The sequence below is a fragment of the Psychrobacillus sp. FSL W7-1493 genome, assembly GCF_038004905.1.
Lineage (GTDB): Bacteria > Bacillota > Bacilli > Bacillales_A > Planococcaceae > Psychrobacillus.
The window spans coordinates 210375-232036 of sequence record NZ_JBBOSB010000001.1; the positions used below are offsets into that span (position 1 = coordinate 210375).

The 21662-nt window shown below is 39.0% G+C and carries 35 protein-coding genes; 33 read left to right on the forward strand and 2 right to left on the reverse strand.

Annotated features, from left to right (window positions below):
• From rplP to MKX96_RS01190, 32 genes are all read left to right on the forward strand, one after another.
• Window positions 1–435, forward strand: coding sequence for a 50S ribosomal protein L16 (gene rplP / locus MKX96_RS01035; protein ID WP_144540987.1), 435 nt, complete (start codon window positions 1–3; stop codon window positions 433–435).
• On the forward strand, window positions 425–625 hold the full coding sequence (rpmC, locus tag MKX96_RS01040) for a 50S ribosomal protein L29 (RefSeq protein ID WP_053591325.1): 201 nt from the start codon (window positions 425–427) through the stop codon (window positions 623–625). Before rplP ends, rpmC begins: the two co-directional genes overlap by 11 nt.
• Before the next feature lie 18 nt (window positions 626–643).
• A complete protein-coding gene (rpsQ, locus tag MKX96_RS01045; protein WP_169359360.1) occupies window positions 644–907 on the forward strand; it encodes a 30S ribosomal protein S17 in 264 nt (87 codons plus the stop codon).
• A gap of 43 nt (window positions 908–950) precedes the next feature.
• On the forward strand, window positions 951–1319 hold the full coding sequence (gene rplN, locus MKX96_RS01050) for a 50S ribosomal protein L14 (RefSeq protein ID WP_053591327.1): 369 nt from the start codon (window positions 951–953) through the stop codon (window positions 1317–1319).
• Between the two features lie 36 nt (window positions 1320–1355).
• The gene (gene rplX, locus MKX96_RS01055; RefSeq protein ID WP_169359359.1) at window positions 1356–1664 is read left to right on the forward strand and encodes a 50S ribosomal protein L24; all 309 of its coding nucleotides are present in this window, start codon (window positions 1356–1358) and stop codon (window positions 1662–1664) included.
• 23 nt (window positions 1665–1687) lie between these two features.
• Window positions 1688–2227, forward strand: a complete 540-nt coding sequence (gene rplE / locus MKX96_RS01060) for a 50S ribosomal protein L5 (protein ID WP_169359358.1) — start codon at window positions 1688–1690, stop codon at window positions 2225–2227.
• An 18-nt stretch (window positions 2228–2245) separates the two neighbouring features.
• A complete protein-coding gene (rpsN, locus tag MKX96_RS01065) occupies window positions 2246–2431 on the forward strand; it encodes a 30S ribosomal protein S14 (RefSeq protein WP_169359357.1) in 186 nt (61 codons plus the stop codon).
• A gap of 30 nt (window positions 2432–2461) precedes the next feature.
• The gene (gene rpsH, locus MKX96_RS01070; protein WP_169359356.1) at window positions 2462–2860 is read left to right on the forward strand and encodes a 30S ribosomal protein S8; all 399 of its coding nucleotides are present in this window, start codon (window positions 2462–2464) and stop codon (window positions 2858–2860) included.
• 30 nt (window positions 2861–2890) lie between these two features.
• Entirely contained in the window at window positions 2891–3430 is a 540-nt protein-coding gene (gene rplF, locus MKX96_RS01075) for a 50S ribosomal protein L6 (RefSeq protein ID WP_298472514.1), read from the forward strand.
• Window positions 3431–3460: 30 nt separating this feature from the next.
• Window positions 3461–3820: a 50S ribosomal protein L18 gene (rplR, locus tag MKX96_RS01080; protein WP_169359354.1), complete on the forward strand. Its 360-nt coding sequence runs from the start codon at window positions 3461–3463 to the stop codon at window positions 3818–3820.
• Between the two features lie 21 nt (window positions 3821–3841).
• A complete protein-coding gene (gene rpsE, locus MKX96_RS01085) occupies window positions 3842–4342 on the forward strand; it encodes a 30S ribosomal protein S5 (protein WP_144541001.1) in 501 nt (166 codons plus the stop codon).
• Between the two features lie 14 nt (window positions 4343–4356).
• The gene (gene rpmD / locus MKX96_RS01090; protein WP_142538201.1) at window positions 4357–4539 is read left to right on the forward strand and encodes a 50S ribosomal protein L30; all 183 of its coding nucleotides are present in this window, start codon (window positions 4357–4359) and stop codon (window positions 4537–4539) included.
• Window positions 4540–4571: 32 nt separating this feature from the next.
• Window positions 4572–5012: a 50S ribosomal protein L15 gene (gene rplO, locus MKX96_RS01095; RefSeq protein WP_169359353.1), complete on the forward strand. Its 441-nt coding sequence runs from the start codon at window positions 4572–4574 to the stop codon at window positions 5010–5012.
• A complete protein-coding gene (gene secY / locus MKX96_RS01100; protein ID WP_169359352.1) occupies window positions 5012–6304 on the forward strand; it encodes a preprotein translocase subunit SecY in 1293 nt (430 codons plus the stop codon). The genes rplO and secY overlap by 1 nt, the downstream gene beginning before the upstream one ends.
• Before the next feature lie 65 nt (window positions 6305–6369).
• Window positions 6370–7023, forward strand: a complete 654-nt coding sequence (locus MKX96_RS01105) for an adenylate kinase (RefSeq protein ID WP_169359351.1) — start codon at window positions 6370–6372, stop codon at window positions 7021–7023.
• Between the two features lie 452 nt (window positions 7024–7475).
• Entirely contained in the window at window positions 7476–7694 is a 219-nt protein-coding gene (infA, locus tag MKX96_RS01110; protein ID WP_016429904.1) for a translation initiation factor IF-1, read from the forward strand.
• A gap of 38 nt (window positions 7695–7732) precedes the next feature.
• Window positions 7733–7846 carry a 50S ribosomal protein L36 gene (rpmJ, locus tag MKX96_RS01115; protein ID WP_003247619.1) on the forward strand — a complete coding sequence of 38 codons (114 nt, stop codon included), beginning with the start codon at window positions 7733–7735 and terminating at the stop codon, window positions 7844–7846.
• Between the two features lie 23 nt (window positions 7847–7869).
• The gene (gene rpsM, locus MKX96_RS01120) at window positions 7870–8235 is read left to right on the forward strand and encodes a 30S ribosomal protein S13 (protein ID WP_090567879.1); all 366 of its coding nucleotides are present in this window, start codon (window positions 7870–7872) and stop codon (window positions 8233–8235) included.
• Window positions 8236–8260: 25 nt separating this feature from the next.
• Window positions 8261–8650, forward strand: a complete 390-nt coding sequence (gene rpsK, locus MKX96_RS01125) for a 30S ribosomal protein S11 (protein WP_169359350.1) — start codon at window positions 8261–8263, stop codon at window positions 8648–8650.
• A gap of 136 nt (window positions 8651–8786) precedes the next feature.
• Entirely contained in the window at window positions 8787–9731 is a 945-nt protein-coding gene (locus MKX96_RS01130) for a DNA-directed RNA polymerase subunit alpha (RefSeq protein WP_169359349.1), read from the forward strand.
• Window positions 9732–9783: 52 nt separating this feature from the next.
• Window positions 9784–10164, forward strand: coding sequence for a 50S ribosomal protein L17 (gene rplQ / locus MKX96_RS01135; RefSeq protein WP_169359348.1), 381 nt, complete (start codon window positions 9784–9786; stop codon window positions 10162–10164).
• Between the two features lie 325 nt (window positions 10165–10489).
• Entirely contained in the window at window positions 10490–11338 is an 849-nt protein-coding gene (locus MKX96_RS01140; protein ID WP_340881397.1) for an energy-coupling factor ABC transporter ATP-binding protein, read from the forward strand.
• Window positions 11314–12189: an energy-coupling factor ABC transporter ATP-binding protein gene (locus MKX96_RS01145; protein ID WP_340881399.1), complete on the forward strand. Its 876-nt coding sequence runs from the start codon at window positions 11314–11316 to the stop codon at window positions 12187–12189. Before MKX96_RS01140 ends, MKX96_RS01145 begins: the two co-directional genes overlap by 25 nt.
• The gene (locus MKX96_RS01150) at window positions 12183–12980 is read left to right on the forward strand and encodes an energy-coupling factor transporter transmembrane component T family protein (RefSeq protein WP_169359345.1); all 798 of its coding nucleotides are present in this window, start codon (window positions 12183–12185) and stop codon (window positions 12978–12980) included. Before MKX96_RS01145 ends, MKX96_RS01150 begins: the two co-directional genes overlap by 7 nt.
• Window positions 12981–12994: 14 nt before the next feature.
• On the forward strand, window positions 12995–13741 hold the full coding sequence (gene truA / locus MKX96_RS01155; RefSeq protein ID WP_340881401.1) for a tRNA pseudouridine(38-40) synthase TruA: 747 nt from the start codon (window positions 12995–12997) through the stop codon (window positions 13739–13741).
• Window positions 13742–13912: 171 nt separating this feature from the next.
• Entirely contained in the window at window positions 13913–14350 is a 438-nt protein-coding gene (rplM, locus tag MKX96_RS01160) for a 50S ribosomal protein L13 (RefSeq protein ID WP_151112062.1), read from the forward strand.
• Between the two features lie 22 nt (window positions 14351–14372).
• On the forward strand, window positions 14373–14765 hold the full coding sequence (rpsI, locus tag MKX96_RS01165; RefSeq protein ID WP_144512714.1) for a 30S ribosomal protein S9: 393 nt from the start codon (window positions 14373–14375) through the stop codon (window positions 14763–14765).
• Window positions 14766–15064: 299 nt separating this feature from the next.
• Window positions 15065–15487, forward strand: a complete 423-nt coding sequence (locus MKX96_RS01170; protein ID WP_340881403.1) for a GNAT family N-acetyltransferase — start codon at window positions 15065–15067, stop codon at window positions 15485–15487.
• Between the two features lie 191 nt (window positions 15488–15678).
• Window positions 15679–16182: a GNAT family N-acetyltransferase gene (locus MKX96_RS01175; RefSeq protein ID WP_340881404.1), complete on the forward strand. Its 504-nt coding sequence runs from the start codon at window positions 15679–15681 to the stop codon at window positions 16180–16182.
• A gap of 17 nt (window positions 16183–16199) precedes the next feature.
• Entirely contained in the window at window positions 16200–17384 is a 1185-nt protein-coding gene (locus MKX96_RS01180) for an MFS transporter (protein ID WP_340881405.1), read from the forward strand.
• Window positions 17385–17435: 51 nt separating this feature from the next.
• The gene (locus MKX96_RS01185; protein WP_251555654.1) at window positions 17436–18149 is read left to right on the forward strand and encodes an N-acetylmuramoyl-L-alanine amidase; all 714 of its coding nucleotides are present in this window, start codon (window positions 17436–17438) and stop codon (window positions 18147–18149) included.
• A gap of 77 nt (window positions 18150–18226) precedes the next feature.
• A complete protein-coding gene (locus tag MKX96_RS01190) occupies window positions 18227–19279 on the forward strand; it encodes an Mrp/NBP35 family ATP-binding protein (RefSeq protein ID WP_169359341.1) in 1053 nt (350 codons plus the stop codon).
• A 29-nt stretch (window positions 19280–19308) separates the two neighbouring features.
• Here MKX96_RS01190 and gerD read toward each other — a convergent pair whose 3' ends face one another.
• Window positions 19309–19884, reverse strand: coding sequence for a spore germination lipoprotein GerD (gene gerD, locus MKX96_RS01195; protein WP_340881408.1), 576 nt, complete (start codon window positions 19882–19884; stop codon window positions 19309–19311).
• Between the two features lie 137 nt (window positions 19885–20021).
• Here gerD and MKX96_RS01200 point away from each other — a divergent pair, with 137 nt between their 5' ends.
• Window positions 20022–20699 (forward strand): KinB-signaling pathway activation protein, encoded by a 678-nt coding sequence (locus tag MKX96_RS01200; protein ID WP_251555623.1) that lies wholly within the window; start codon window positions 20022–20024, stop codon window positions 20697–20699.
• Window positions 20700–20761: 62 nt separating this feature from the next.
• Here the strand turns inward: MKX96_RS01200 and MKX96_RS01205 are convergent, their stop codons facing one another.
• The gene (locus MKX96_RS01205; protein WP_251555622.1) at window positions 20762–21421 is read right to left on the reverse strand and encodes a hypothetical protein; all 660 of its coding nucleotides are present in this window, start codon (window positions 21419–21421) and stop codon (window positions 20762–20764) included.
• Between the last annotated feature and the right edge of the window lie 241 nt (window positions 21422–21662).

Sequence of the window (21662 nt, forward strand, 5' to 3'; positions counted from 1 at the left end):
ATGTTAATGCCTAAACGCGTTAAATATCGTCGCGAACACCGTGGGAAAATGCGTGGTGAAGCAAAAGGCGGTAAAGAAATAGCTTTCGGTGAATTTGGTTTACAAGCAACTGAAGCTAGCTGGATTACAAGTCGTCAAATTGAATCAGCTCGTATTGCTATGACACGTTACATGAAACGTGGCGGTAAAGTATGGATTAAAATATTCCCGCATAAACCTTATACGAAAAAGCCTCTTGAGGTTCGTATGGGATCCGGTAAAGGTGCTCCTGAAGGTTGGGTAGCAGTCGTTAAACCAGGGAAAATTATGTTTGAAATTGCTGGCGTATCTGAAGAGGTAGCTCGCGAAGCATTGCGCTTAGCGTCTCATAAGCTTCCTATTAAGTGTAAAATAGTTAAACGTCAAGAAATTGGTGGTGAATCTAATGAAAGCTAATGACATCCGTGAACTTACTACTGCAGAAATAGAACAAAAGGTAAAATCACTGAAAGAAGAGCTTTTCAACCTTCGCTTCCAATTGGCGACTGGTCAATTAGAAAACACAGCTCGCATTCGTGAAGTTCGTAAAGCGATTGCACGTATGAAAACTGTAATTCGCGAAAGAGAAATCAGTGCAAACAACTGATAAAGGAGGTTTTCAGGCATGACTGAGCGTAATCAACGCAAAGTATACACTGGCCGTGTAGTTTCTGACAAAATGGATAAAACAATCACTGTTTTAGTTGAAACACATAAAAAACATAAATTATACGGTAAACGTGTTAAATATTCTAAGAAATTTAAGGCTCATGATGAGCAAAACGTAGCCCAAATCGGCGATATCGTCCGTATTATGGAAACTCGTCCGCTATCAGCTACAAAACGTTTCCGTTTATTGGAAGTTGTAGAAAAAGCGGTTATTATCTAATAATAAATTCGGAACTACTAATTTCCGGAGGGAGGTAACCTAAGTGATCCAACAAGAAACTCGTATGAAAGTTGCAGACAACTCAGGTGCACGTGAAGTTTTAACAATAAAAGTACTTGGTGGTACTGGACGTAAAACTGCTAATATCGGCGATATCGTCGTATGTACAGTTAAGAAAGCAACACCAGGTGGCGTTGTCAAGAAGGGTGACGTAGTTAAAGCTGTTATCGTTCGCACTAAAAGCGGCGTACGCCGTAAAGACGGAACTTATATCAAATTTGATGAAAACGCGTGCGTTATTATCAAAGACGATAAAGGACCGCGTGGAACTCGTATTTTCGGACCTGTTGCGCGTGAACTACGTGACAGCAACTTCATGAAAATCGTATCTTTAGCTCCAGAAGTTCTTTAATTATCATGAAAGTGCCAATCAAGGAGGTGCGACAGAATGCATGTTAAAAAAGGCGACAAAGTAATGGTGATCTCAGGTAAAGACAAAGGGAAAACAGGTGTTATCCTAACTGCTTACCCTAAGAAAGACCGTGTTTTAGTTGAAGGTGTAAACATCATCAAAAAACACATTAAGCCCAACCAAGCTAATCCGCAAGGAGGAATTGTAAGCCAAGAGGCTGCAATTCACGTATCGAATGTTATGTTAATCGACCCTAAAACTGGCGAGCCGACTCGCGTAGGTTATAAAGTAGAAGATGGCAAAAAAGTTCGTGTTGCGAAAAAATCTGGTGAAATTATTAAATAAGTAAAGAGAAAGGAGGTACACACATGAACCGCCTAAAAGAAAAGTATCTTAAGGAAGTTTCTCCTGCTCTAATGAGCAAGTTTGAATATAGTTCAGTAATGCAAGTTCCTCAAGTTGATAAAATTGTTATCAACATGGGTGTGGGTGATGCTGTATCTAATACAAAAGCACTTGATGCTGCTGTTGAAGAATTACAAATTATTTCAGGTCAAAAACCTGTAGTTACGAAAGCTAAAAAATCGATCGCTGGATTCCGTCTACGTGAAGGTATGCCAATCGGTGCAAAAGTTACTCTACGTGGTGAGCGTATGTACGACTTTTTGGATAAATTAATCTCTATCTCACTTCCTCGTGTACGTGACTTCCGCGGTGTTTCTAAAAAAGCATTCGACGGTCGCGGTAACTACACTCTAGGAGTAAAAGAGCAATTAATCTTCCCTGAAATCGATTATGATAAAGTTTCGAAAGTACGCGGTATGGACATCGTAATTGTAACAACTGCGAACTCTGACGAAGAAGCTCGTGAGTTATTAACACAGTTCGGTATGCCATTCCAAAAGTAAAATAAGGGAGGCGAAAACGTGGCTAAAAAATCAATGATCGTTAAACAACAACGTACGTCAAAGTTCAAAGTGCAAGAGTACACACGCTGCGAGCGTTGTGGTCGTCCGCACTCTGTATATCGTAAATTTAAGCTTTGCCGTATTTGTTTCCGTGAACTTGCATACAAGGGACAAATTCCTGGCGTTAAAAAAGCAAGCTGGTAATCCCCTATAACTGGGAAGGAGGTAAATGTAATGACAATGTCAGATCCAATTGCAGATATGCTAACACGCATTCGTAATGCTAACATGGTTCGTCACGAGAAATTAGAAGTTCCTGCTTCAAACATGAAAAAGGAAATCGCTGAAATTTTAAAACGCGAAGGTTTCGTACGTGATGTTGAATATGTAGAAGATAGCAAACAAGGAATCATCCGCATCTTCTTAAAATATGGTCAAAATGACGAGCGCGTTATTACTGGTTTGAAACGTATTTCAAAACCTGGTCTACGCGTTTACGCTAAAACAAACGAAGTACCTAGAGTATTGAACGGTTTAGGAATTGCTTTAGTTTCTACTTCAAATGGTTTATTAACAGATAAAGAAGCTCGCGCTAAACAAGTTGGCGGAGAAATCGTAGCTTACGTTTGGTAATAATCAACAAACGAATGGAGGTGCAACAAAATGTCTCGAGTAGGTAAAAAACCAATAGAGGTTCCTGCTAACGTTACAGTTACAGTTAACGCTGATAACTCTGTGATCGTTAAAGGACCAAAAGGTGAATTAACAAATTCTTTTAACCAAGATATCAAGATTGAACAAGAAGGTAATGTTATTACTTTAGTTCGTCCTTCAGATTCTAAAGAACACCGTACAATCCATGGCACAACTCGTGCTTTATTAGCAAACATGATTACTGGTGTTTCTGAAGGATTTGCACGTGGACTTGAATTAGTTGGGGTTGGTTACCGTGCACAATTACAAGGTAAGAAACTTGTACTTAACGTAGGGTACTCTCATCCAGTTGAATTCACTCCTGAAGATGGACTTGAAGTTGAAGTTCCTTCTAATACAAAAATTATCGTTCGCGGTATTAACAAAGAACGCGTTGGTGCATTAGCATCTAACATCCGTCAAGTTCGCCCACCTGAGCCTTACAAAGGTAAAGGTATTCGCTATGAAGGTGAAGTTGTACGCCGCAAAGAAGGTAAAACAGGTAAATAATGCATTGCGCATTAGAAAGGAGTGACTACTGTGATTACGAAACAAGACAAAAATCAAGTTCGTAAGAAACGTCATGCACGTGTTCGTACAAAAATCACGGGTACTACTGAACGTCCTCGTTTAAATGTATTCCGTTCTAATAAACACTTATACGCTCAACTTATCGATGATACACAAGGTGTAACAATCGTAAGTGCATCAACTATGGACAAAGATTTCAATGGAACAGCTGGAAACGTTGAAGCTGCTAAATTGATCGGTGAAACAATCGCTAAACGCGCTACTGAAAAGAACATTAAATCTGTTGTATTCGACCGTGGCGGTTACTTATATCATGGACGTGTTAAAGCTTTAGCTGAAGCTGCACGTGAAAACGGCTTAGAATTTTAAGAAGAAGGAGGGACATATTTCATGCGTGGTATTGACCCAAACAAACTTGAACTTGAAGAACGCGTAGTAACAATTAATCGTGTTGCTAAAGTTGTAAAAGGTGGACGTCGTTTCCGCTTTACTGCATTAGTAGTAGTTGGAGACAAAAACGGACATGTAGGATTTGGTACTGGGAAAGCTCAAGAGGTTCCTGATGCTATCCGTAAAGCAGTTGAAGATGCGAAGAAAAATCTAATCGAAGTACCAAGAGTTGGCGGAACTACTCCTCACCAAGTAATTGGTCGCTTTGGAGCTGGATCTATTCTAGTTAAACCAGCAGCACCAGGTACTGGAGTTATCGCTGGAGGACCAGTTCGTGCGGTTCTTGAGTTAGCTGGTATTACTGATATTCTATCGAAATCACTTGGATCTAACACACCAATTAACATGGTTCGTGCTACAGTACAAGGTTTAAATCAACTAAAACGTGCTGAGGACGTTGCTAAATTACGTGGTAAATCAGTAGAAGAACTGTTAGGATAAGGGGGGAAATTACAATGGCAACTAAATTAGAAATCACCCTTACTAAAAGCTTGATTGGTACTAAACCAAATCAACGCAAAACAGCAGAAGCTCTTGGATTACGTAAACTTCATCAAACAGTTGAGCACCAAGACAACGCCGCTATCCGCGGAATGGTTGGCAAAGTAGCTCACTTAGTAACTTTGAAAGAAATTTAAGGTTTATTTTAAGAATAAGGAGGTGCCACCATATGAAACTTCATGAGTTAAAACCAGCAGAAGGATCTCGTTCTACACGTAACCGCGTAGGTCGTGGTATCGGTTCTGGTAACGGTAAAACTGCAGGTAGAGGTCATAAAGGTCAAAATTCTCGTTCAGGCGGAGGAGTACGTCCAGGATTTGAAGGGGGTCAAAACCCTTTATTCCGTCGTTTACCAAAACGTGGATTTACTAACATCAACCGTAAAGAATATGCAATTGTAAACCTTGACACATTAAATCGTTTCGAAGAAGGCACAGAAGTTACACCTGCTCTATTAATAGAAACAGGTGTTGTGAGTAACGAAAAGTCTGGTATTAAGATCTTAGGTAATGGAACTCTTGAGAAGAAACTATCAGTAAAAGCTCACAAATTCTCTGCAACAGCAAAAGAAGCAATCGAGAATGCTGGCGGACAAACAGAGGTGGTTTAATGTTTCAGACAATCTCCAACTTTATGCGTGTGAGAGATATTCGAAATAAAATCATTTTTACATTATTGATGCTAATCGTGTTTCGTATTGGGACATTTGTTCCAGTACCTCACGTTAATGCAGATGTATTAAAGCAAACAGATGAACTAGGTTTAATCGGTTTCTTAAATACATTCGGTGGTGGAGCTCTTGCTAACTTTTCTATTTTAGCAATGGGTATCATGCCATACATTACGGCATCAATCATCGTTCAGTTGTTACAAATGGACGTTGTTCCGAAGTTTACTGAGTGGGCAAAACAAGGAGAAGTCGGAAGACGGAAACTTGCTCAATTCACTCGATACTTCACAATTGTGTTAGCTTTTATCCAAGCGATCGCCATGTCATACGGTTTCAACCAAATGTATAGTGGTTCTTTGATAAAAGACGATGGTATTCTAACGTATCTAACTATTGCGGTTGTATTAACTGCCGGTACTGCATTTTTAATGTGGTTAGGTGAACAAATCACTGCTTCAGGCGTTGGTAATGGTATTTCTGTCATTATCTTTGCAGGTATCGTTGCTGCTATCCCTAACGGAGTTAACCAATTGTATGCTCAACAAATCCAAGATGCTGGTGATGCATTATTCATCAACATCGTGATTATCATCTTGCTTTTATTGGCAATCATTGCTGTTACAGTAGGAGTTATTTATATTCAACAAGCGTTGCGTAAAATTCCTATTCAATATGCAAAACGTGTTGCTGGTTCTTCACAAACTGGAGGCCAACAAACACATTTACCTTTAAAAGTTAACGCTGCGGGAGTTATCCCAGTAATCTTTGCATCTGCGTTCCTTATGGCTCCGCAGTCTATCATTTTGTTCTTTGGTGAAAACAAAACAACAGAATTTATTAGAAACACGCTAGATTACACACAGCCAGTTGGTATGATCATCTATGTTGCTTTGATAGCTGCCTTTACTTATTTCTACGCATTCATTCAGGTGAATCCGGAAAATGTAGCAGATAACTTGAAAAAGCAAGGTGCATATATTCCAGGGATTCGTCCAGGAATAAACACACAAGATTACTTAACAAGCGTTTTATACCGTTTAACTTTTGTTGGAGCTATTTTCTTAGCAGTAATCTCTATTATGCCTCTATTATTTGTAAAGTTTGCTGGTTTACCACAATCGATACAAATTGGCGGAACAAGTCTGCTTATCATTGTTGGGGTAGCCCTTGAAACAATGAAACAATTAGAATCCCAATTAGTTAAACGTCACTATAAAGGCTTTATGAAATAATGTCGGTTTTTAGGAACGATAAGAGTTCCTAAAAATCAACAAATAGTCCTGGGGGGCATTTTCGTATGAATATCGTTTTAATGGGTCTGCCTGGTGCTGGTAAAGGCACTCAAGCAGATAAAATTGTTGAGAAGTACGCAATCCCTCATATTTCTACAGGCGACATGTTTCGTGCAGCTATTAAAGAAGGCACGGAGCTTGGTTTAAAAGCAAAATCGTTTATGGATCAAGGTGCATTAGTACCCGATGAAGTTACGATTGGTATTGTTCGTGAAAGATTAAGTAAACCAGATTGCGATCAAGGATTCCTATTAGATGGCTTCCCGCGTACGGTTCCTCAAGCTGAAGCATTAGATGCTTTACTTTCGGATCTAGGGAAATCTATTGAGCATGTGCTTAATATTCAAGTAGAACAAGAAGAATTGATTAAACGTCTAACAGGTCGTCGTATTTGTAAAGAATGCGGCACTGCTTATCATCTACTGTTCAACCCACCTGCTAAGGAGGGTGTTTGTGACAAAGATGGAGGAGAGCTTTATCAACGTGCGGACGATAATCCCGAAACGGTGACGAACCGTCTGGAAGTAAATATGAAGCAAACACAACCTTTGCTTGATTTTTATGAGAACAAAGGTGTTTTAAGTAATTTAGATGGCCAGCAGGATATTAAAGTAGTATTTGCTGACATCGATGCTCTGTTACAGGGCAACCGCATCTAAAGCCCGGTGCCCGTCGCAGACGACTGAATATCCGGGTAGTATGCAAAGAACGTAAACGTTTTTTTCGAGAGCTGCAAAAGCATATTGCGCCCGGTATACGAACTGGATGATTTTAAAATGTGTTAACAGCGAGGACCCCCTAGTCCACGTGCATTTTGATTTCTGAAAGGGTATAATGGGTTTCGTGGAAAGCATTAATCGAACGGGTACTATGGAACTCATCCAACACATTCGTACGAACATGTTGACATGAGGGAGACAGGTTTCTACCAGTCAGTCTACTCGGTGGATTGCGTTAAACGAAACCTTACGAGTGTCTTTCGAACATCTCTCATGATTTCCAAACATATGCTTAAAACGAATAGTTTCGTTTATTTTGAGGCTATACTACAGCAAATTACGTTTGATTATTGTTGAGAACCTGATTTGTATATAGAAGGGAGACAGGGTTGATGGCGAAAGATGATGTAATTGAAGTCGAAGGAACAGTTGTTGAGACTTTGCCAAACGCGATGTTTAAGGTAGAATTAGAAAACGGTCATACGATACTTGCGCATGTATCGGGTAAAATTCGTATGCACTTTATCCGCATTTTACCTGGAGATAAAGTCACAATTGAACTTTCTCCTTACGATTTAACTCGCGGTCGTATCACGTACCGTTTTAAATAAATCTTTTGCACTCCGGACTACTAAGGAGGTTGGGTTAGATGAAAGTGAGACCATCTGTGAAGCCGATCTGCGAAAAATGTAAAGTAATTCGCCGACGCGGTAAAGTAATGGTAATCTGTGAAAATCCTAAACACAAACAAAGACAAGGATAATAAGAAGGAGGTGCACGACACATATGGCACGTATTGCTGGTGTTGACATTCCACGCGATAAACGCGTTGTTATTGCATTAACATATATTTTCGGAATTGGTAAAACTACGTCACAAAAAGTACTAGCGGAAGCTGGGATCTCTGAAGAGACTCGCGTTCGTGATTTAACTGAAGACGAGCTTAACAAAATCCGTGAACAAATCGGTGTATACAAAGTAGAAGGTGACCTTCGTCGTGAAGTATCACTAAACATTAAACGTCTGATGGAAATCGGTTCATTCCGAGGAATCCGTCATCGTCGCGGCTTACCAGTACGCGGACAAAACACGAAGAACAATGCTCGTACTCGTAAAGGTCCACGTAAAACAGTAGCTAACAAGAAAAAATAATCGGTAAAGGAGGTTTCTTCTTAACATGGCACGTAAACAACAAACACGTAAGCGTCGTGTGAAAAAGAATATCGAATCCGGTATTGCTCACATTCGCTCAACATTTAACAACACTATTGTGACTATAACAGACATGCAAGGTAATGCAATTTCTTGGTCAAGTGCTGGAGCTCTTGGATTCAGAGGTTCTCGTAAATCTACTCCATTCGCTGCACAAATGGCTGCTGAAACTGCTGCTAAAACTTCAATGGAACATGGTTTAAAAACTTTAGAAGTAACTGTAAAAGGTCCTGGTGCTGGTCGTGAAGCGGCAATCCGCGCACTACAAGCTGCAGGTCTAGAAGTTACAGCAATTAAAGACGTAACACCAGTACCACATAATGGTTGCCGTCCACCAAAACGTCGTCGCGTTTAATAGGTGATCCTCAATATGTTTGAGAACATCATTTATTGTACAGACTGAGGTTGTGCAACACAGCAATCAGTTAAACGATCGAATTCATGATGGAAAGAACCTATACATTCGATGTTTTGAGGGAGGGTAAATTGGAATGATCGAAATTGAAAAACCAAAGATTGAAAGTGTAGAAATCAGCGAAAGTGCCAAATTTGGTAAATTTGTTGTAGAACCGCTTGAACGTGGCTATGGAAATACTTTGGGTAATTCTTTACGTCGTATCCTTCTGTCTTCTTTACCAGGAGCTGCAGTTACTTCTATTCAAATCGATGGCGTTTTACACGAGTTTTCAACTATTGAAGGCGTTGTGGAAGATGTAGCATCTATTATTATGAATGTGAAAAAGCTAGCTCTTAAAATCTACTCTGATGAAGAAAAAGTCATAGAGATAGATGTTAAAGGAGAAGGAACGATTACAGCAGCTGACATTACTCATGACAGCGACGTGGAGATTTTAAATCCTGAGCTTTATATTGCTACAATCGGCAAAAATGGTCATTTCCGTATGCGTATGTACGCAGGGAGAGGCCGTGGCTACACTCCTGCTGATCAAAACAAACGTGAGGATCTTCCTATCGGCGTAATCCCGATCGACTCTATTTATACTCCAGTTTCACGCGTTAATTTTCAAGTGGAAAACACTCGTGTTGGGCAAATGTCTAACTACGATAAATTAACTCTTGATGTGTGGACAGATGGCAGCACCGGTCCAAAAGAGGCGATTTCTCTTGGAGCAAAAATACTAACAGAGCACTTGAACATTTTTGTAGGGATGACAGATGAGGCACAAACTGCTGAAATCATGGTCGAAAAAGAAGAAGATCAAAAAGAAAAAGTTTTAGAGATGACTATTGAAGAACTTGATCTTTCTGTTCGTTCTTATAACTGCTTGAAGCGCGCAGGTATTAATACAGTACTTGAGCTAGCTAGCAAGTCAGAAGACGACATGATGAAAGTAAGAAACCTTGGACGTAAATCTTTAGAAGAAGTAAGAGCTAAGTTAGATGAGCTTGGCTTAGGATTACGTAAAGAAGACTAAGCGAATTTTGATATAGCTAGATATGAATATTCACCAAAGGAGGGAAACATCCATGGGTTACAGAAAACTTGGACGTACAAGTTCTCAACGTAAAGCGATGTTACGTGACTTAACGACTGATCTAATTATTCATGAGCGTCTTCAAACAACTGAAGCACGTGCAAAAGAATTACGTTCTGTTGTTGAAAAAATGATCACTTTAGGTAAACGCGGAGACTTGCATGCTCGTCGTCAAGCAGCTGCTTATATTCGTCGTGAAGTAGTTACTACTACAAACGAAGAAGGCGAAGAATCAACAACTTTTGCTTTGCAAAAATTGTTTGATGATGTTGCACCACGTTATGCAGATCGCCAAGGCGGTTACACTCGTATTATGAAAGTTGGACCTCGTCGCGGAGACGGAGCACCAGTTGTAGTAATTGAGTTAGTTTAATTTAATGGATCAGTCGTTTGATCGATTGCTAAATTAAAATCCAAAGCTGAAGAGGGATGTTGGTGTTGCTACCACCCTCTTCTTTTTTCAAACAGATTTATACGACATTATAAAAGCAGAGTGTTATGATGAGCGGACTTTCATTAGTGGCGTCTCGTCTAGCTCTACGCACCTCATTTTCTGACTGGTCTTGAGCAACCAGTCAAGAAATAAGTTATAGAAGAGCGCATTTCTCCAAATGAGGTGCGCGCTTTTTTAATTTGTCCATAAAATTTGTTAGGATAGAGTTAAGCCGAGCAGAGTTTAGTTAAGGGAGGTTAAGTGGTTGAAAAAAGAAATTATATCCTTACAGAATGTAACTTTTACATATGCTGAAGAGGAGTCTATTATACGGCCAGCTATACATAATGTATCATTTTCTATTAAGGAAGGTGAATGGGTCGCCATTGTAGGTCATAATGGTTCTGGTAAATCGACGTTAGCCCGACTAATGAATGGTCTTCTATTTCCTCAGGAGGGAACAGTACGTGTTTTTGGTGACTCCTTGTCACAAGACAATCTTTGGGAAACAAGATCGAAAATGGGGATGGTTTTTCAAAATCCTGATAACCAATTCGTCGGGGCTACTGTTCAGGATGATGTAGCATTTGCCCTTGAGAATAACGGAATCCCCTTTGAGGAAATGGTAGAACGAGTTAGACATTCGCTAGCAAAGGTCAATATGCAAGATTTTATGAATAGCGAACCTCATCATCTATCCGGCGGTCAGAAGCAAAGAGTGGCGATAGCAGGCGCTATTGCGATGCAACCTCGAATCTTACTGTTAGACGAAGCAACCTCTATGTTAGACCCGCAAGGAAAGGAAGAGGTGTTAACGACTGTCAGACAGTTAAGAGATGAAACAGATTTAACTGTTATCTCCATCACCCATGATTTAGAGGAAACATTGCTTGCGGATAGAGTAATAATGATGAACCAAGGGGAAAAGTATGAGGAAGATACTCCTAAAGGGATTTTTGAACGCGGTCAAGAATTGGTGGATTTAGGTTTAGATCTACCTTTCGCCATGAAAATGTCCAAGCTCCTAAAAGCTGAAGGGATATCCCTAACTGCAGAACATATGACAGAAGAAGAGTTGGTGAATGATTTATGGACATCATACTTCAACAAGTAAGCTACGCTTATGCAAAAGATACGCCCTTTGAAAAGAGAGCCCTTTTTAACGTAAACATGCATATTTCATCTGGCTCTTATCAAGCAATTATAGGGCATACAGGGTCGGGCAAATCAACTGTATTACAGCACTTGAATGCATTGTTAAAGCCTACGGAAGGCATAGTTAACATAGGAAACGTAGAAGTGAAGGCAGACAAGAAAAATAAGCAGCTACGCTCAGTCAGACAAAAGGTAGGCATTGTTTTTCAATTTCCAGAGCACCAATTATTCGATGAGACGGTTCTGAAAGATATTATGTTTGGGCCGATGAATTACGGAATACCAGAGGCAGAAGCCAAAGTACGGGCCATCGAATTAATTCGACTATTAGGTCTACCAGATGAAGTCATGGATAAGTCTCCATTTGATCTGTCAGGAGGCCAAATGAGACGAGTTGCTATAGCTGGGGTTCTGGCAATGAACCCAGATGTCCTTGTGTTAGACGAGCCTACTGCAGGACTTGATCCTAGAGGCCGGAAAGAGATTATGGACCTCTTCTATCAAATCCATCAAGAGACGGGGCTCACGACCATCCTCGTAACGCACAGCATGGAGGATGCAGCTAGATATGCAGATCAAATAGCAATTATGCATAAAGGAAAATGTGTAGTTCAAGGAACTCCAGAAGAAATATTTCAAAATGAAACTCAATTAAAGGACTACCGGCTAGAGCTACCTCAAACAGTAAAGTTTCAGCGGAAGCTAGAACAAATGATGGGTAAAAGGCTACCGAACCTCTGCTTAACGGAGGAAGTGTTAGCGAAAGAATTGGCACACCTGTTAAAGGAAGGGTGTGAGGATGAATGTTAGAAAAAATGATTTTTGGAAGATATATTCCGGGAGATTCGTTTATCCATCGTTTAGACGCTCGAGCTAAACTAATCTTTGTTTTTCTTTTTATTGCAGTAGTTTTCATCGCAAATAACTGGATTACATATGGGATATTAGTGTTATTTACTTTTTTAATCATTCGTATGTCCAAAATTAGATTATACTTTTTAATCAATGGATTAAAGCCGGTCGTTTTTCTAATTATCTTTACGTTCCTGCTGCACATGATATTTACCCGAGAGGGCGCTATTATTTTCGAATGGAAGTTTATAAAGATTTATGAAGAAGGCTTGAAGCAAGGGATATTCATATCTATTCGTTTCTTCGTCCTTGTTATACTAACGTCCATTCTAACGCTCACTACAACCCCTATATCGATTACAGATGCTTTAGAGATACTTCTGAATCCCCTAAAGAAATGGAAGCTCCCAGTGCATGAATTAGCGCTTATGATGTCAATCTCTTTAAGGTTCATCCCAACACTTATGGATGAAACCGACAAGATTATGAAAGCACAGATGGCTAGAGGGTCGGATATGACGTCGGGAAGTATGAAGCAGCGCATGAATGCTATTGTACCGCTGCTCATTCCACTATTTGTGAGTGCATTTAAGCGAGCAGAAGATTTAGCAACAGCTATGGAGGTTCGCGGCTATAAAGGTGGAGAAGGAAGGACTAGATATCGCAAGCTTGAGTGGAGAAAGAAGGATACGTCAATTTTAGTCGTTCTTGTTCTACTGGCTGCTATACTTGTTTATTTTAGACAGTAAATGGAGGTAACCGTATGCGTTTAAGAGCTGTAATAAGCTATGACGGGAGTCAATTTTCGGGTTATCAAATCCAACCGGGAAAAAGAACCGTACAGTTAGAGCTTGAACGAGTTCTACAAACAATCCATAAAGGAGAGCTAGTAAAGGTAGTAGCAAGTGGACGAACGGATGCTGGAGTTCATGCTACAGGGCAGGTAATCCATTTTGATAGTCCCTTTACTTTATCTATGGACAGCTGGAGAACTGCTTTAAATGTTCAACTTCCAAAGGATATCCGAATACATTTCGTAGAGGAAGTGGCTGCTGACTTTCATGCTAGATATCATGCAGCGGGTAAAACGTATCGTTATAAATGGTCGCTTGAGGAGATTCAAAGTCCCTTTGAGCGTAACTATACGGTCCATGTAGACAGATATAAGCCTAACGTAGAATTGATGAAGGAAGCTTCCATTCACCTTTTAGGAACACATGATTTTTCAAGCTTCTGTGCATCTAAAACTAGTGTGAAAGATTTTATTCGAACGGTACGATCGATAGACTTTGAATGGAAAGAAGAATCTAATCAACTGCATATGGTGATTAACGGCAGTGGTTTTTTATATAATATGGTCCGAATTATTGCAGGTACTTTATGGGAAGTGGCAATAGGAAAAAAAAATGTAGACGAGCTACCGGGAATTCTTCAATCTTGCGATAGAAAAAACGCTGGGAAAACCGCTCCAGCACACGGTTTATACCTAGAAAAAGTAGAGTATTCATGATATAGCAACTTTTCCAGGTGTTTATGGAAAAATACTTGACTATTAAGCAACGGCGGGTTATGATGATGTATGGTATTTTCATTAGCCCCACAATATAAGCCCCGAAACTTATTGTTATGAGGATATAGAAAATTATAGATCGATTATGATTGAATTAGGAGGACAAAATACATGCGTACAACATTCATGGCTAAAGGTCACGAAGTAGAACGTAAATGGTTAGTTATCGACGCTGAAGGCCAAACTCTTGGTCGTCTTGCTTCTGAAGTAGCAGCTATTTTACGTGGAAAAAACAAACCAACATTCACACCGAATGTTGACACTGGTGATCATGTGATCATTATCAATGCAGAAAAAATTCATTTAACTGGGAACAAGTTAAACGACAAAATTTACTACCGTCACACTCAATTTGCTGGTGGACTTAAACAACGTACTGCTTTAGAAATGCGTACTAAGTACCCAACAAAAATGATCGAATTAGCGATCAAAGGAATGCTTCCTAAAAACACTTTAGGTCGTCAAATGTTCGGAAAACTTCACGTTTACGCTGGAGCAGAACATCCACATGCAGCACAACAACCAGAAGCATTTGAGCTTCGCGGATAATAATTAAGAGGAGGACATACACTTGGCACAAGTTCAATATATCGGCACTGGTCGCCGTAAAAGCTCAGTAGCACGCGTACGTTTAGTACCAGGCGAAGGAAAAATCGTTATCAACAAACGTGACGTAGAAGATTACGTACCATACGAAACTTTACGTGAAATCATTAAACAACCATTAGTAACTACTCAAACTTTAGGTAGCTACGATGTTCATGTAAACGTTAATGGTGGTGGATTCACAGGTCAAGCAGGAGCAATCCGTCACGGTATTGCACGTGCACTACTTACAGTAGATCCTGATTTCCGTCCAGCTTTAAAATCAGCAGGATTCTTAACACGTGACCCACGTATGAAAGAACGTAAAAAACCAGGACTTAAAGGCGCTCGTCGTGCACCTCAGTTCTCAAAACGTTAATATCGAATTTACAACCCTTTCCCAATTTGGGAGAGGGTTTTTTCGTGGAAAAATAAAGGTTAGCGCAGTGGGCAGGTATGGACGAATGCTAAGAGTTTAAAGATGTAGATTATAAATTAGAGACAAAAAAATATTTGTTTATATACTGACCACAACACAGTAGAGTCAGATGCTCGTGAAATAGCTCCGGCGAAATCTTGTAATATTTTATTTCTAAGGAGTTGTTTTATTTAAAAAAAAGACTAGGTAATTTATATAAGTTAAAATGGAACAAAGAATGTGGCGAGGAGGATGTTGGTATGGAAATTTTAAAGCAATGGAATCAGGCGGATAGTGATTATATACGACAAAAGGTTATTGAGCATAATATGGCTAATGTTCCCGAAGAAGTGAAGCACCCGAAACAACAGATCAGTTACATATTGCGTAATGAAAATCAAAAAATTCTCGGAGGAATTACAGGGACAGTTTTTTGGTACCACCTCCATATAGACTTTCTATGGGTGGATGACTCATTGAGAGGGCAGGGTCACGGTAAAGAGCTGCTAACAAGGATAGAAGAATATGCGATAGAACATAGCTGTAAGCTTATACAATTAGATACCTTTAGCTTTCAAGCGCCGAATTTTTATAAAAAATTTGGTTACGAAGAAATTGGGATCGTGGATGATTTTCCTACGAAGGATAGTAAACAATATTACTTAGTAAAAAAAATAGGTTAACAAGAAAGGTAGATTGGGTCTTCGGCACCTCAATCTACCTTTTTATCGCAATGGAAAAATTTATTACCTGGGAAATTATTATTTAATAACAAATTATTAAGAATAATTTATCTTCTACCGAAATAGTGATTGTAGCATAAATTGCGAAGGTGTATATTAAGTTAGCAATTATACATATTGGAGGTGGGGAAGTGTTTTCATCTGAACGATTAATATTCCGTTCTTATACAGAGGATGACTTTAAGTTTCTATATTCGATGCTGTCGGATGAGAAAATGATGAGATTTATAGGGAGTGGAAAGCCAAGAAATCGGAAGGAATCGGTAAATTTCTTACTATGGATATTTCAACATTATGAGCTAAACAAGGAATATGGATTAAAGCTACTCGTCCGTAAAACGGATGGAGTACCTATTGGGCATGCGGGAATTGTCCCACAGGTGATAGAGGGTAGAGAAGAACTAGAAGTTGGTTATTGGATTGCTAGAGAGCATTGGGGAAATGGTTATGCAAGTGAAGCGGCAAGATCTTTGTTAGAAAGAGGGTTGAGTCAGCTAGGAGAAGATAGATTTATATCGCTTGTTCAGAAGGGAAACCTAGCATCTAGGAAGGTAGCAGAGAAGACAGGTATGAGACTAGCAAAAGAAATAATCTTGGGCGACAAGCAAGTTTGCTTATATGAATACGAAAAATAGAGAGAAGCAGGGTTGAAATGAGAAAAAAATTTAATGTTGTTACCTCCACCATTTTGGTGAGCATTTTCTTAGCGAGATTTGGAACATTTTTAGTTATTCCCTATCTTACTTTATTTTTATTGAATGAGTTTGAATATACGGGTGTGCAAATTGGAGCTATACTTTCCACCCTTGCGTTTTCAGGTCTTATTATGAGTTTTTTTATTGGTCCTTATATTGACAAGTTTCCAAAAAATAAAGTAATCATTACCGGTTTAGCTGGGTATCTTGCTTGCTATATATATTTTCCATTTATAGATCAATACGCAGGATTTATCATTTTTGCAATTGTTCTTGGAATGAGTCAATCGATTGTAGAGCCGACCTATCGTGTTCTGTTGAGTCTTTATACGGAACCAGAGAATAGAAGACTAATTTTTAATATCCGATATTTCTTGATTAATATATCTGCTGCTGTAGCACCCCTTACTTCTGTCTATTTTCAGCGTTTTGGACTAGAGAATATATTCTTTGGAGTAGGTTTTATCTTTTTAATCAACATTATTACAATTTTAGTGTTGTTTAAGAAGTATCCAATGGTGAAGCCAGTGGCTAGTGCAAGTAAATCATCTATTTTTCAATCATTTTATGTATTTAAAAAAGATTATGCGTTTAGCATTTTTGTACTAGCTCTTATTTTTGTAACCTTTGGATACAGTCAGTTTGATTCGACCTTCAGCCAATATCTTGGAAGGACGTTTGACGCTGAGCTTGCTGTACAATATTTTGCATGGTTGATCACTACGAATGCTATTACGGTTCTTGTCATTCAATATTTTGTTTATAAGCTTGGTGAGCGGATTAGCACGACTACTTCTCTAATGATAGGAAGTGGGATGTTATCCTTAGGGTTATTAATATTTGGCCAAAGTCCTAATATTATTGTTTTGATTGGAGCAATGATAATCTTCACTGCTGGAGAGGTGCTCGTATTTACAATGGTAGATATACATATAGACAGTATGTGCGAGGATCATGAGAAAGGAACTTACTTCGCTCTAACCGGAGTTAAGTCTATAGGTAGAATAATTGCCCCTAGTTTGGGAGGCATACTCTTAGACAACATAGGAGCTGGAGCTGTCGTGTTTTTTATCATATCTATTATTACAGTTTTATCTGTTCCCTCGTTTTGGATAAGTTCTAAAATGAAGCCTAGAATCTAATCATACTCTTTGTCCCTCGTACGTATAATGAGTGAAAAAGGGGCGATTAATCTGAAGAAATGGTTAACAATTGGGGTTTTATTTTTTGTCACTCTATTAGCTGTAACGTACAGTACGAGAGCAAGTGATATTGGTTTCTTCCTACCAGAGCCTTTGAGTGGGGTAAAGATTGTGATTGATCCAGGCCATGGTGGTATGGATGGCGGCGCTAGTTACGGAGAAATAGTGGAAAGAGATATTACATTAGCTATGTCTCTTAAACTAGAGAAGTTATTGAAGTCTCAAGGGGCAACCGTTGTTATGACAAGAACTAAAGAAGGAGACGCTGTAGCTGAACATTCACCAGATGAGGATTTTCCAACTACAAGAGCTAGAAAACGAGCTGACCTTTTGCTCCGCGAGGAAATAATGAATAACTCTGAGCCAGATATGGTAATCAGTATGCACGTTAATGCTGTGCCAGAGGAGAGATGGAGAGGAGCACAGGTTTTCTATCATGCGGAAGGACATGAAGGCGGCCAGTTATTGGCTAAGTCTATTCAATCTTCTATAAGAACTAACATTGGGAATACAGAAAGAGAAGCACTAGCTATTAAACAAGTATACATTTTAAAGAAAGCGAAAGCCCCGGCGGTATTAGTAGAGACAGGGTTTATAAGCAATACGGAGGAAAGAGAATTGCTAACATCAGACAAATATCAAAACGATATGGTAAATGCAATTGCCAAAGGGATTGGTGTATTTGTAGAGGAAAGCATTTATTGAGCCGTTGATGGGATGGTAGACACTCGTATATGGTATACTATATTGCGAATAGTTAACTAAAGGGGAGTGTCTACACAATGATTAATGAGAATCAAGTTCGTACATTACTTGGGGAATTAAACGATCCGTTTTTACATAGAACGCTTGAAGAAACGAATGGTATCTCTCAAGTTTCAATAAAAGAAGAAAAGAATCATGTTAGCGTTAAGCTTGCAATCGCTAAGATCAATTCTGCGGAGCAGATGCAATTACAAACAAAAGTGGTTGAGGTGTTAAAAAACGCTGGTGCAAATACTGTAGGTATTCGTTTTGAGGAGCTTCCTAAAGAAGTATTGGAGCAGTTCAGAGGAAAAGGGAAAGAAAGCGATAGCGAAGATATTCTTTCTCCAAACAGTAAAGTAAAAATCATCTCAATTGCATCGGGTAAAGGTGGAGTAGGTAAATCTACAGTGTCCGTAAACTTAGCTGTTGCTCTTGCAAGATTAGGTAAAAAAGTTGCATTAGTAGATGCAGATATTTACGGCTTCAGTGTGCCTGATATGATGGGTGTTAAAGACGTACCACAGATTAAAGAGGATCGAATAATTCCAGTGGAACGCAAAGGCGTAAAAGTAATATCCATGGGATTTTTCGTAGAGAACAATACTCCAGTAGTTTGGCGTGGACCAATGCTAGGGAAAGTGCTAGACCAATTCTTTAAAGACGTAGAGTGGGGAGAGTTAGATTTCTTGCTACTAGATTTACCACCGGGAACTGGTGACGTCGCGTTAGACATACACCAAATGCTACCGGCTTCTAAAGAGATAGTTGTAACCACTCCTCACCCTACAGCTGCGTTTGTAGCAGCGCGTGCAGGTGCAATGGCATTACAGACGGACCATGAGATTCTAGGTGTTATTGAAAATATGTCCTGGTATGAATCTAAATCTACAGGCGAAAAGGAATTTGTTTTTGGAAAAGGCGGAGGACCAAAACTTGCGGATGAACTTCGTACAGAGCTTCTTGGCCAAATTCCATTAGGTCAGCCTGACTGGAACGACATTGACTTTGCTCCTTCTGTATACGGCGAAACGCATGATACTGGGAAGCTATACTTAGAAATAGCTGAAAAAGTAATAGAAAAAGCATAAAGAAAAGGCCGTTTCCATAGAGGAGCGGCCTATTTTTCTTCTTCTTTTTTACCTCCCTCTTCTTTAGAGCCACCTTCTTCTTTAGAAGCACCGGCTTCTTCCACTAGCTTCTGCCATTTTGCTTGGAGGGACGGACTTTGTATAGTTTCTTCCACAACCTTTTGAATTTCTTTTCTCATATCACTCGATTTCAATGTTTTTTCTAATTCTTTTTTCATTTCGTCTGAGCTAAAGAATGTCTCTAAGTCTTTCAGATACTCTGGATCCTTCATCATGCTTTTCATTAAGTCTTCTTGTTGCTTCTTCATGCTCTTAGCCATGGTCTCAGAGAATTTAGGATCCTGGTAAATTTCTTTCCAGAACTCCTCTGCTTCCTTCGAAAGCATTGTCTGTTCTACTGACTTTTTTACTTGCTCACTGTCTATTACAAGCATTTCTTGAAACTTAGGATCCTCTAAAAGAGTTCGAATAGCTTTTTTACCATCCTCTGTCTGTAAAGCATCGATTAACATCTTTTTGTTTTCTTCATATGAAGGAGTACTAGAAGAGTCACTACAACCAGCTAGTAACCCAATACTTAATAAAATCAGGGCGAAATACTTCATTGATTCCTCACCATCCTTTTCAATTATTGTTCACAATTAGTACGGAAATATGTATTGATATTATGAAGAAATAGATTTTTTGACAAATCGTTGTTACAATTGAAGGATGAAATAGAGTAGATGGAGGCAACCTAGCTGTGACAATACGAAATTGGTTTAAATTTTTTATCAATTCCATGCTCATCGGTGGTTTAATAACAGGAGTTTTAGGTCTATTTATCCGTTGGGATGATGCCTTTGCTAAATACTTTGAAGCAGGCCAATGGAGTGAGTTTCTTGCTGCCTTTGCTTTTATGGTAGTAATGGGCTTTACCGTAAGTGTTATTACTCAAATGGGATTTTTCGCATATTTAACGATTCACCAAATGGGTGTAAATATATTTAGAACCCTAACTTTATGGAATTGGGTACAGTTATTAATCATTGCATTTGTCATATTTGATTTAATAATGTTCCGTTTCCGTCCAAACGCGGATACTACTTCGCAAGTATGGCTATATGCTTTCTTGTTAGTCGTTCTAATCGGAACAGGAGTAGTGGTGGCGCTTATTAAAGCAAATAAAACAAAAAAACACGTGTTAATCTCTGCATTGTTCTTTATGATTGTAATTTCAACATTAGAGTGGCTTCCTGTCTTAATGGTAAATGCGGATAACGTCGATAGCTGGGTTACTTTATTGTTGTTCCCAATTTTAGCGGTTAATGCATATCAGTTATTAGCTTTGCCAAAATATAACGCTAAATCTGATGAAGACCGATTAAAACTAGAAGCGCGTAGAAAAGCGAGAAGAGAAGCTACGGCAAAGGTTAAATAAGAAAACTGCTCTGACTATTAGTCGGAGCAGTTTTTATTATAGAAGAATAGTTGAATTCTACGCTATTCCGGATAACTTTTGGTTTTCATTTTCATATTAAATATATTTTGTTCAATACTAACAAAAGGTTGTGATCTTAAATATTTTGCAAGCTGGATTGTATCGATTCTTTCTTCTTGGTGGAGCGGAACTGTAAGTATATCTCCCTTCGTAAGCTTAGGCACAGAATTTCCTAAAACTAAAGTAGAGCCTAAAAGATTTACTTCCTCCTTCCAGGCATCCTTTTGAAGTTCAACAGGGAACTCGTAATCAGAAGTCCGAAACCAATCTGGCTTCACACCAATAGCCGCTTCAAATCTAGCTATTTCTTTTTTAAATAGACTCCGGTCCTCTACATACAGCAAGCCTTCTTTACCCAGCAGACTAATAGGAATTTTTTTATCCTGCATAATTTTAATAATGGGCTCAGATCGCTCAATCCATTCAATGCTAATGAAAAAATGAGGATAAGGAGCTTTCAAACCTTCTACTAGGGTTTCTACATCCTCTCTACCAAATGATAGGTCGATAGTTACCGTATTCCCATAGGTTCCCTTCGATATAACACTTGGTTTTTCGGTTACTTGGAACACGGGAAGAAGTGTAGAATAAGTATTGGGCGCGAAGAGTAACAGCAAGAATAACAGTATAGAAGTGATGGTTATTAAGAGCTTTGTTTTCAAGGAAACACACACCTTTTCAATTTGTTTTAATAAATTTTATGATTAAGTGTTGACATTCATGTTAAAACGATGTTAAGATACAAAGGTCGCTAAAACAAAACGACAAAATACATTATATGAACATTGAAAACTGAACATGCAAAACGTTAAGACAAACAGCATCAACAAGCTTCGGCTTGATTGACGCAAAACAATTTTTGACATCATTTAATGATGATGCCAGCAAAACAAAATGAGCTTT

What these genes read in the sequence shown, in the direction of transcription:
- rplP (WP_144540987.1), top strand. Translation starts at nt 1, where the DNA reads ATGTTAATGCCTAAACGCGTTAAATATCGTCGCGAACACCGTGGGAAA.
- rpmC (WP_053591325.1), top strand. Translation starts at nt 425, where the DNA reads ATGAAAGCTAATGACATCCGTGAACTTACTACTGCAGAAATAGAACAA.
- rpsQ (WP_169359360.1), top strand. Translation starts at nt 644, where the DNA reads ATGACTGAGCGTAATCAACGCAAAGTATACACTGGCCGTGTAGTTTCT.
- rplX (WP_169359359.1), top strand. Translation starts at nt 1,356, where the DNA reads ATGCATGTTAAAAAAGGCGACAAAGTAATGGTGATCTCAGGTAAAGAC.
- rplE (WP_169359358.1), top strand. Translation starts at nt 1,688, where the DNA reads ATGAACCGCCTAAAAGAAAAGTATCTTAAGGAAGTTTCTCCTGCTCTA.
- rpsH (WP_169359356.1), top strand. Translation starts at nt 2,462, where the DNA reads ATGACAATGTCAGATCCAATTGCAGATATGCTAACACGCATTCGTAAT.
- rplF (WP_298472514.1), top strand. Translation starts at nt 2,891, where the DNA reads ATGTCTCGAGTAGGTAAAAAACCAATAGAGGTTCCTGCTAACGTTACA.
- rpsE (WP_144541001.1), top strand. Translation starts at nt 3,842, where the DNA reads ATGCGTGGTATTGACCCAAACAAACTTGAACTTGAAGAACGCGTAGTA.
- rpmD (WP_142538201.1), top strand. Translation starts at nt 4,357, where the DNA reads ATGGCAACTAAATTAGAAATCACCCTTACTAAAAGCTTGATTGGTACT.
- rplO (WP_169359353.1), top strand. Translation starts at nt 4,572, where the DNA reads ATGAAACTTCATGAGTTAAAACCAGCAGAAGGATCTCGTTCTACACGT.
- secY (WP_169359352.1), top strand. Translation starts at nt 5,012, where the DNA reads ATGTTTCAGACAATCTCCAACTTTATGCGTGTGAGAGATATTCGAAAT.
- MKX96_RS01105 (WP_169359351.1), top strand. Translation starts at nt 6,370, where the DNA reads ATGAATATCGTTTTAATGGGTCTGCCTGGTGCTGGTAAAGGCACTCAA.
- infA (WP_016429904.1), top strand. Translation starts at nt 7,476, where the DNA reads ATGGCGAAAGATGATGTAATTGAAGTCGAAGGAACAGTTGTTGAGACT.
- rpmJ (WP_003247619.1), top strand. Translation starts at nt 7,733, where the DNA reads ATGAAAGTGAGACCATCTGTGAAGCCGATCTGCGAAAAATGTAAAGTA.
- rpsM (WP_090567879.1), top strand. Translation starts at nt 7,870, where the DNA reads ATGGCACGTATTGCTGGTGTTGACATTCCACGCGATAAACGCGTTGTT.
- rpsK (WP_169359350.1), top strand. Translation starts at nt 8,261, where the DNA reads ATGGCACGTAAACAACAAACACGTAAGCGTCGTGTGAAAAAGAATATC.
- MKX96_RS01130 (WP_169359349.1), top strand. Translation starts at nt 8,787, where the DNA reads ATGATCGAAATTGAAAAACCAAAGATTGAAAGTGTAGAAATCAGCGAA.
- rplQ (WP_169359348.1), top strand. Translation starts at nt 9,784, where the DNA reads ATGGGTTACAGAAAACTTGGACGTACAAGTTCTCAACGTAAAGCGATG.
- MKX96_RS01145 (WP_340881399.1), top strand. Translation starts at nt 11,314, where the DNA reads ATGGACATCATACTTCAACAAGTAAGCTACGCTTATGCAAAAGATACG.
- MKX96_RS01150 (WP_169359345.1), top strand. Translation starts at nt 12,183, where the DNA reads ATGTTAGAAAAAATGATTTTTGGAAGATATATTCCGGGAGATTCGTTT.
- truA (WP_340881401.1), top strand. Translation starts at nt 12,995, where the DNA reads ATGCGTTTAAGAGCTGTAATAAGCTATGACGGGAGTCAATTTTCGGGT.
- rplM (WP_151112062.1), top strand. Translation starts at nt 13,913, where the DNA reads ATGCGTACAACATTCATGGCTAAAGGTCACGAAGTAGAACGTAAATGG.
- MKX96_RS01170 (WP_340881403.1), top strand. Translation starts at nt 15,065, where the DNA reads ATGGAAATTTTAAAGCAATGGAATCAGGCGGATAGTGATTATATACGA.
- MKX96_RS01180 (WP_340881405.1), top strand. Translation starts at nt 16,200, where the DNA reads ATGAGAAAAAAATTTAATGTTGTTACCTCCACCATTTTGGTGAGCATT.
- MKX96_RS01190 (WP_169359341.1), top strand. Translation starts at nt 18,227, where the DNA reads ATGATTAATGAGAATCAAGTTCGTACATTACTTGGGGAATTAAACGAT.
- gerD (WP_340881408.1), bottom strand. Translation starts at nt 19,884, where the DNA reads ATGAAGTATTTCGCCCTGATTTTATTAAGTATTGGGTTACTAGCTGGT.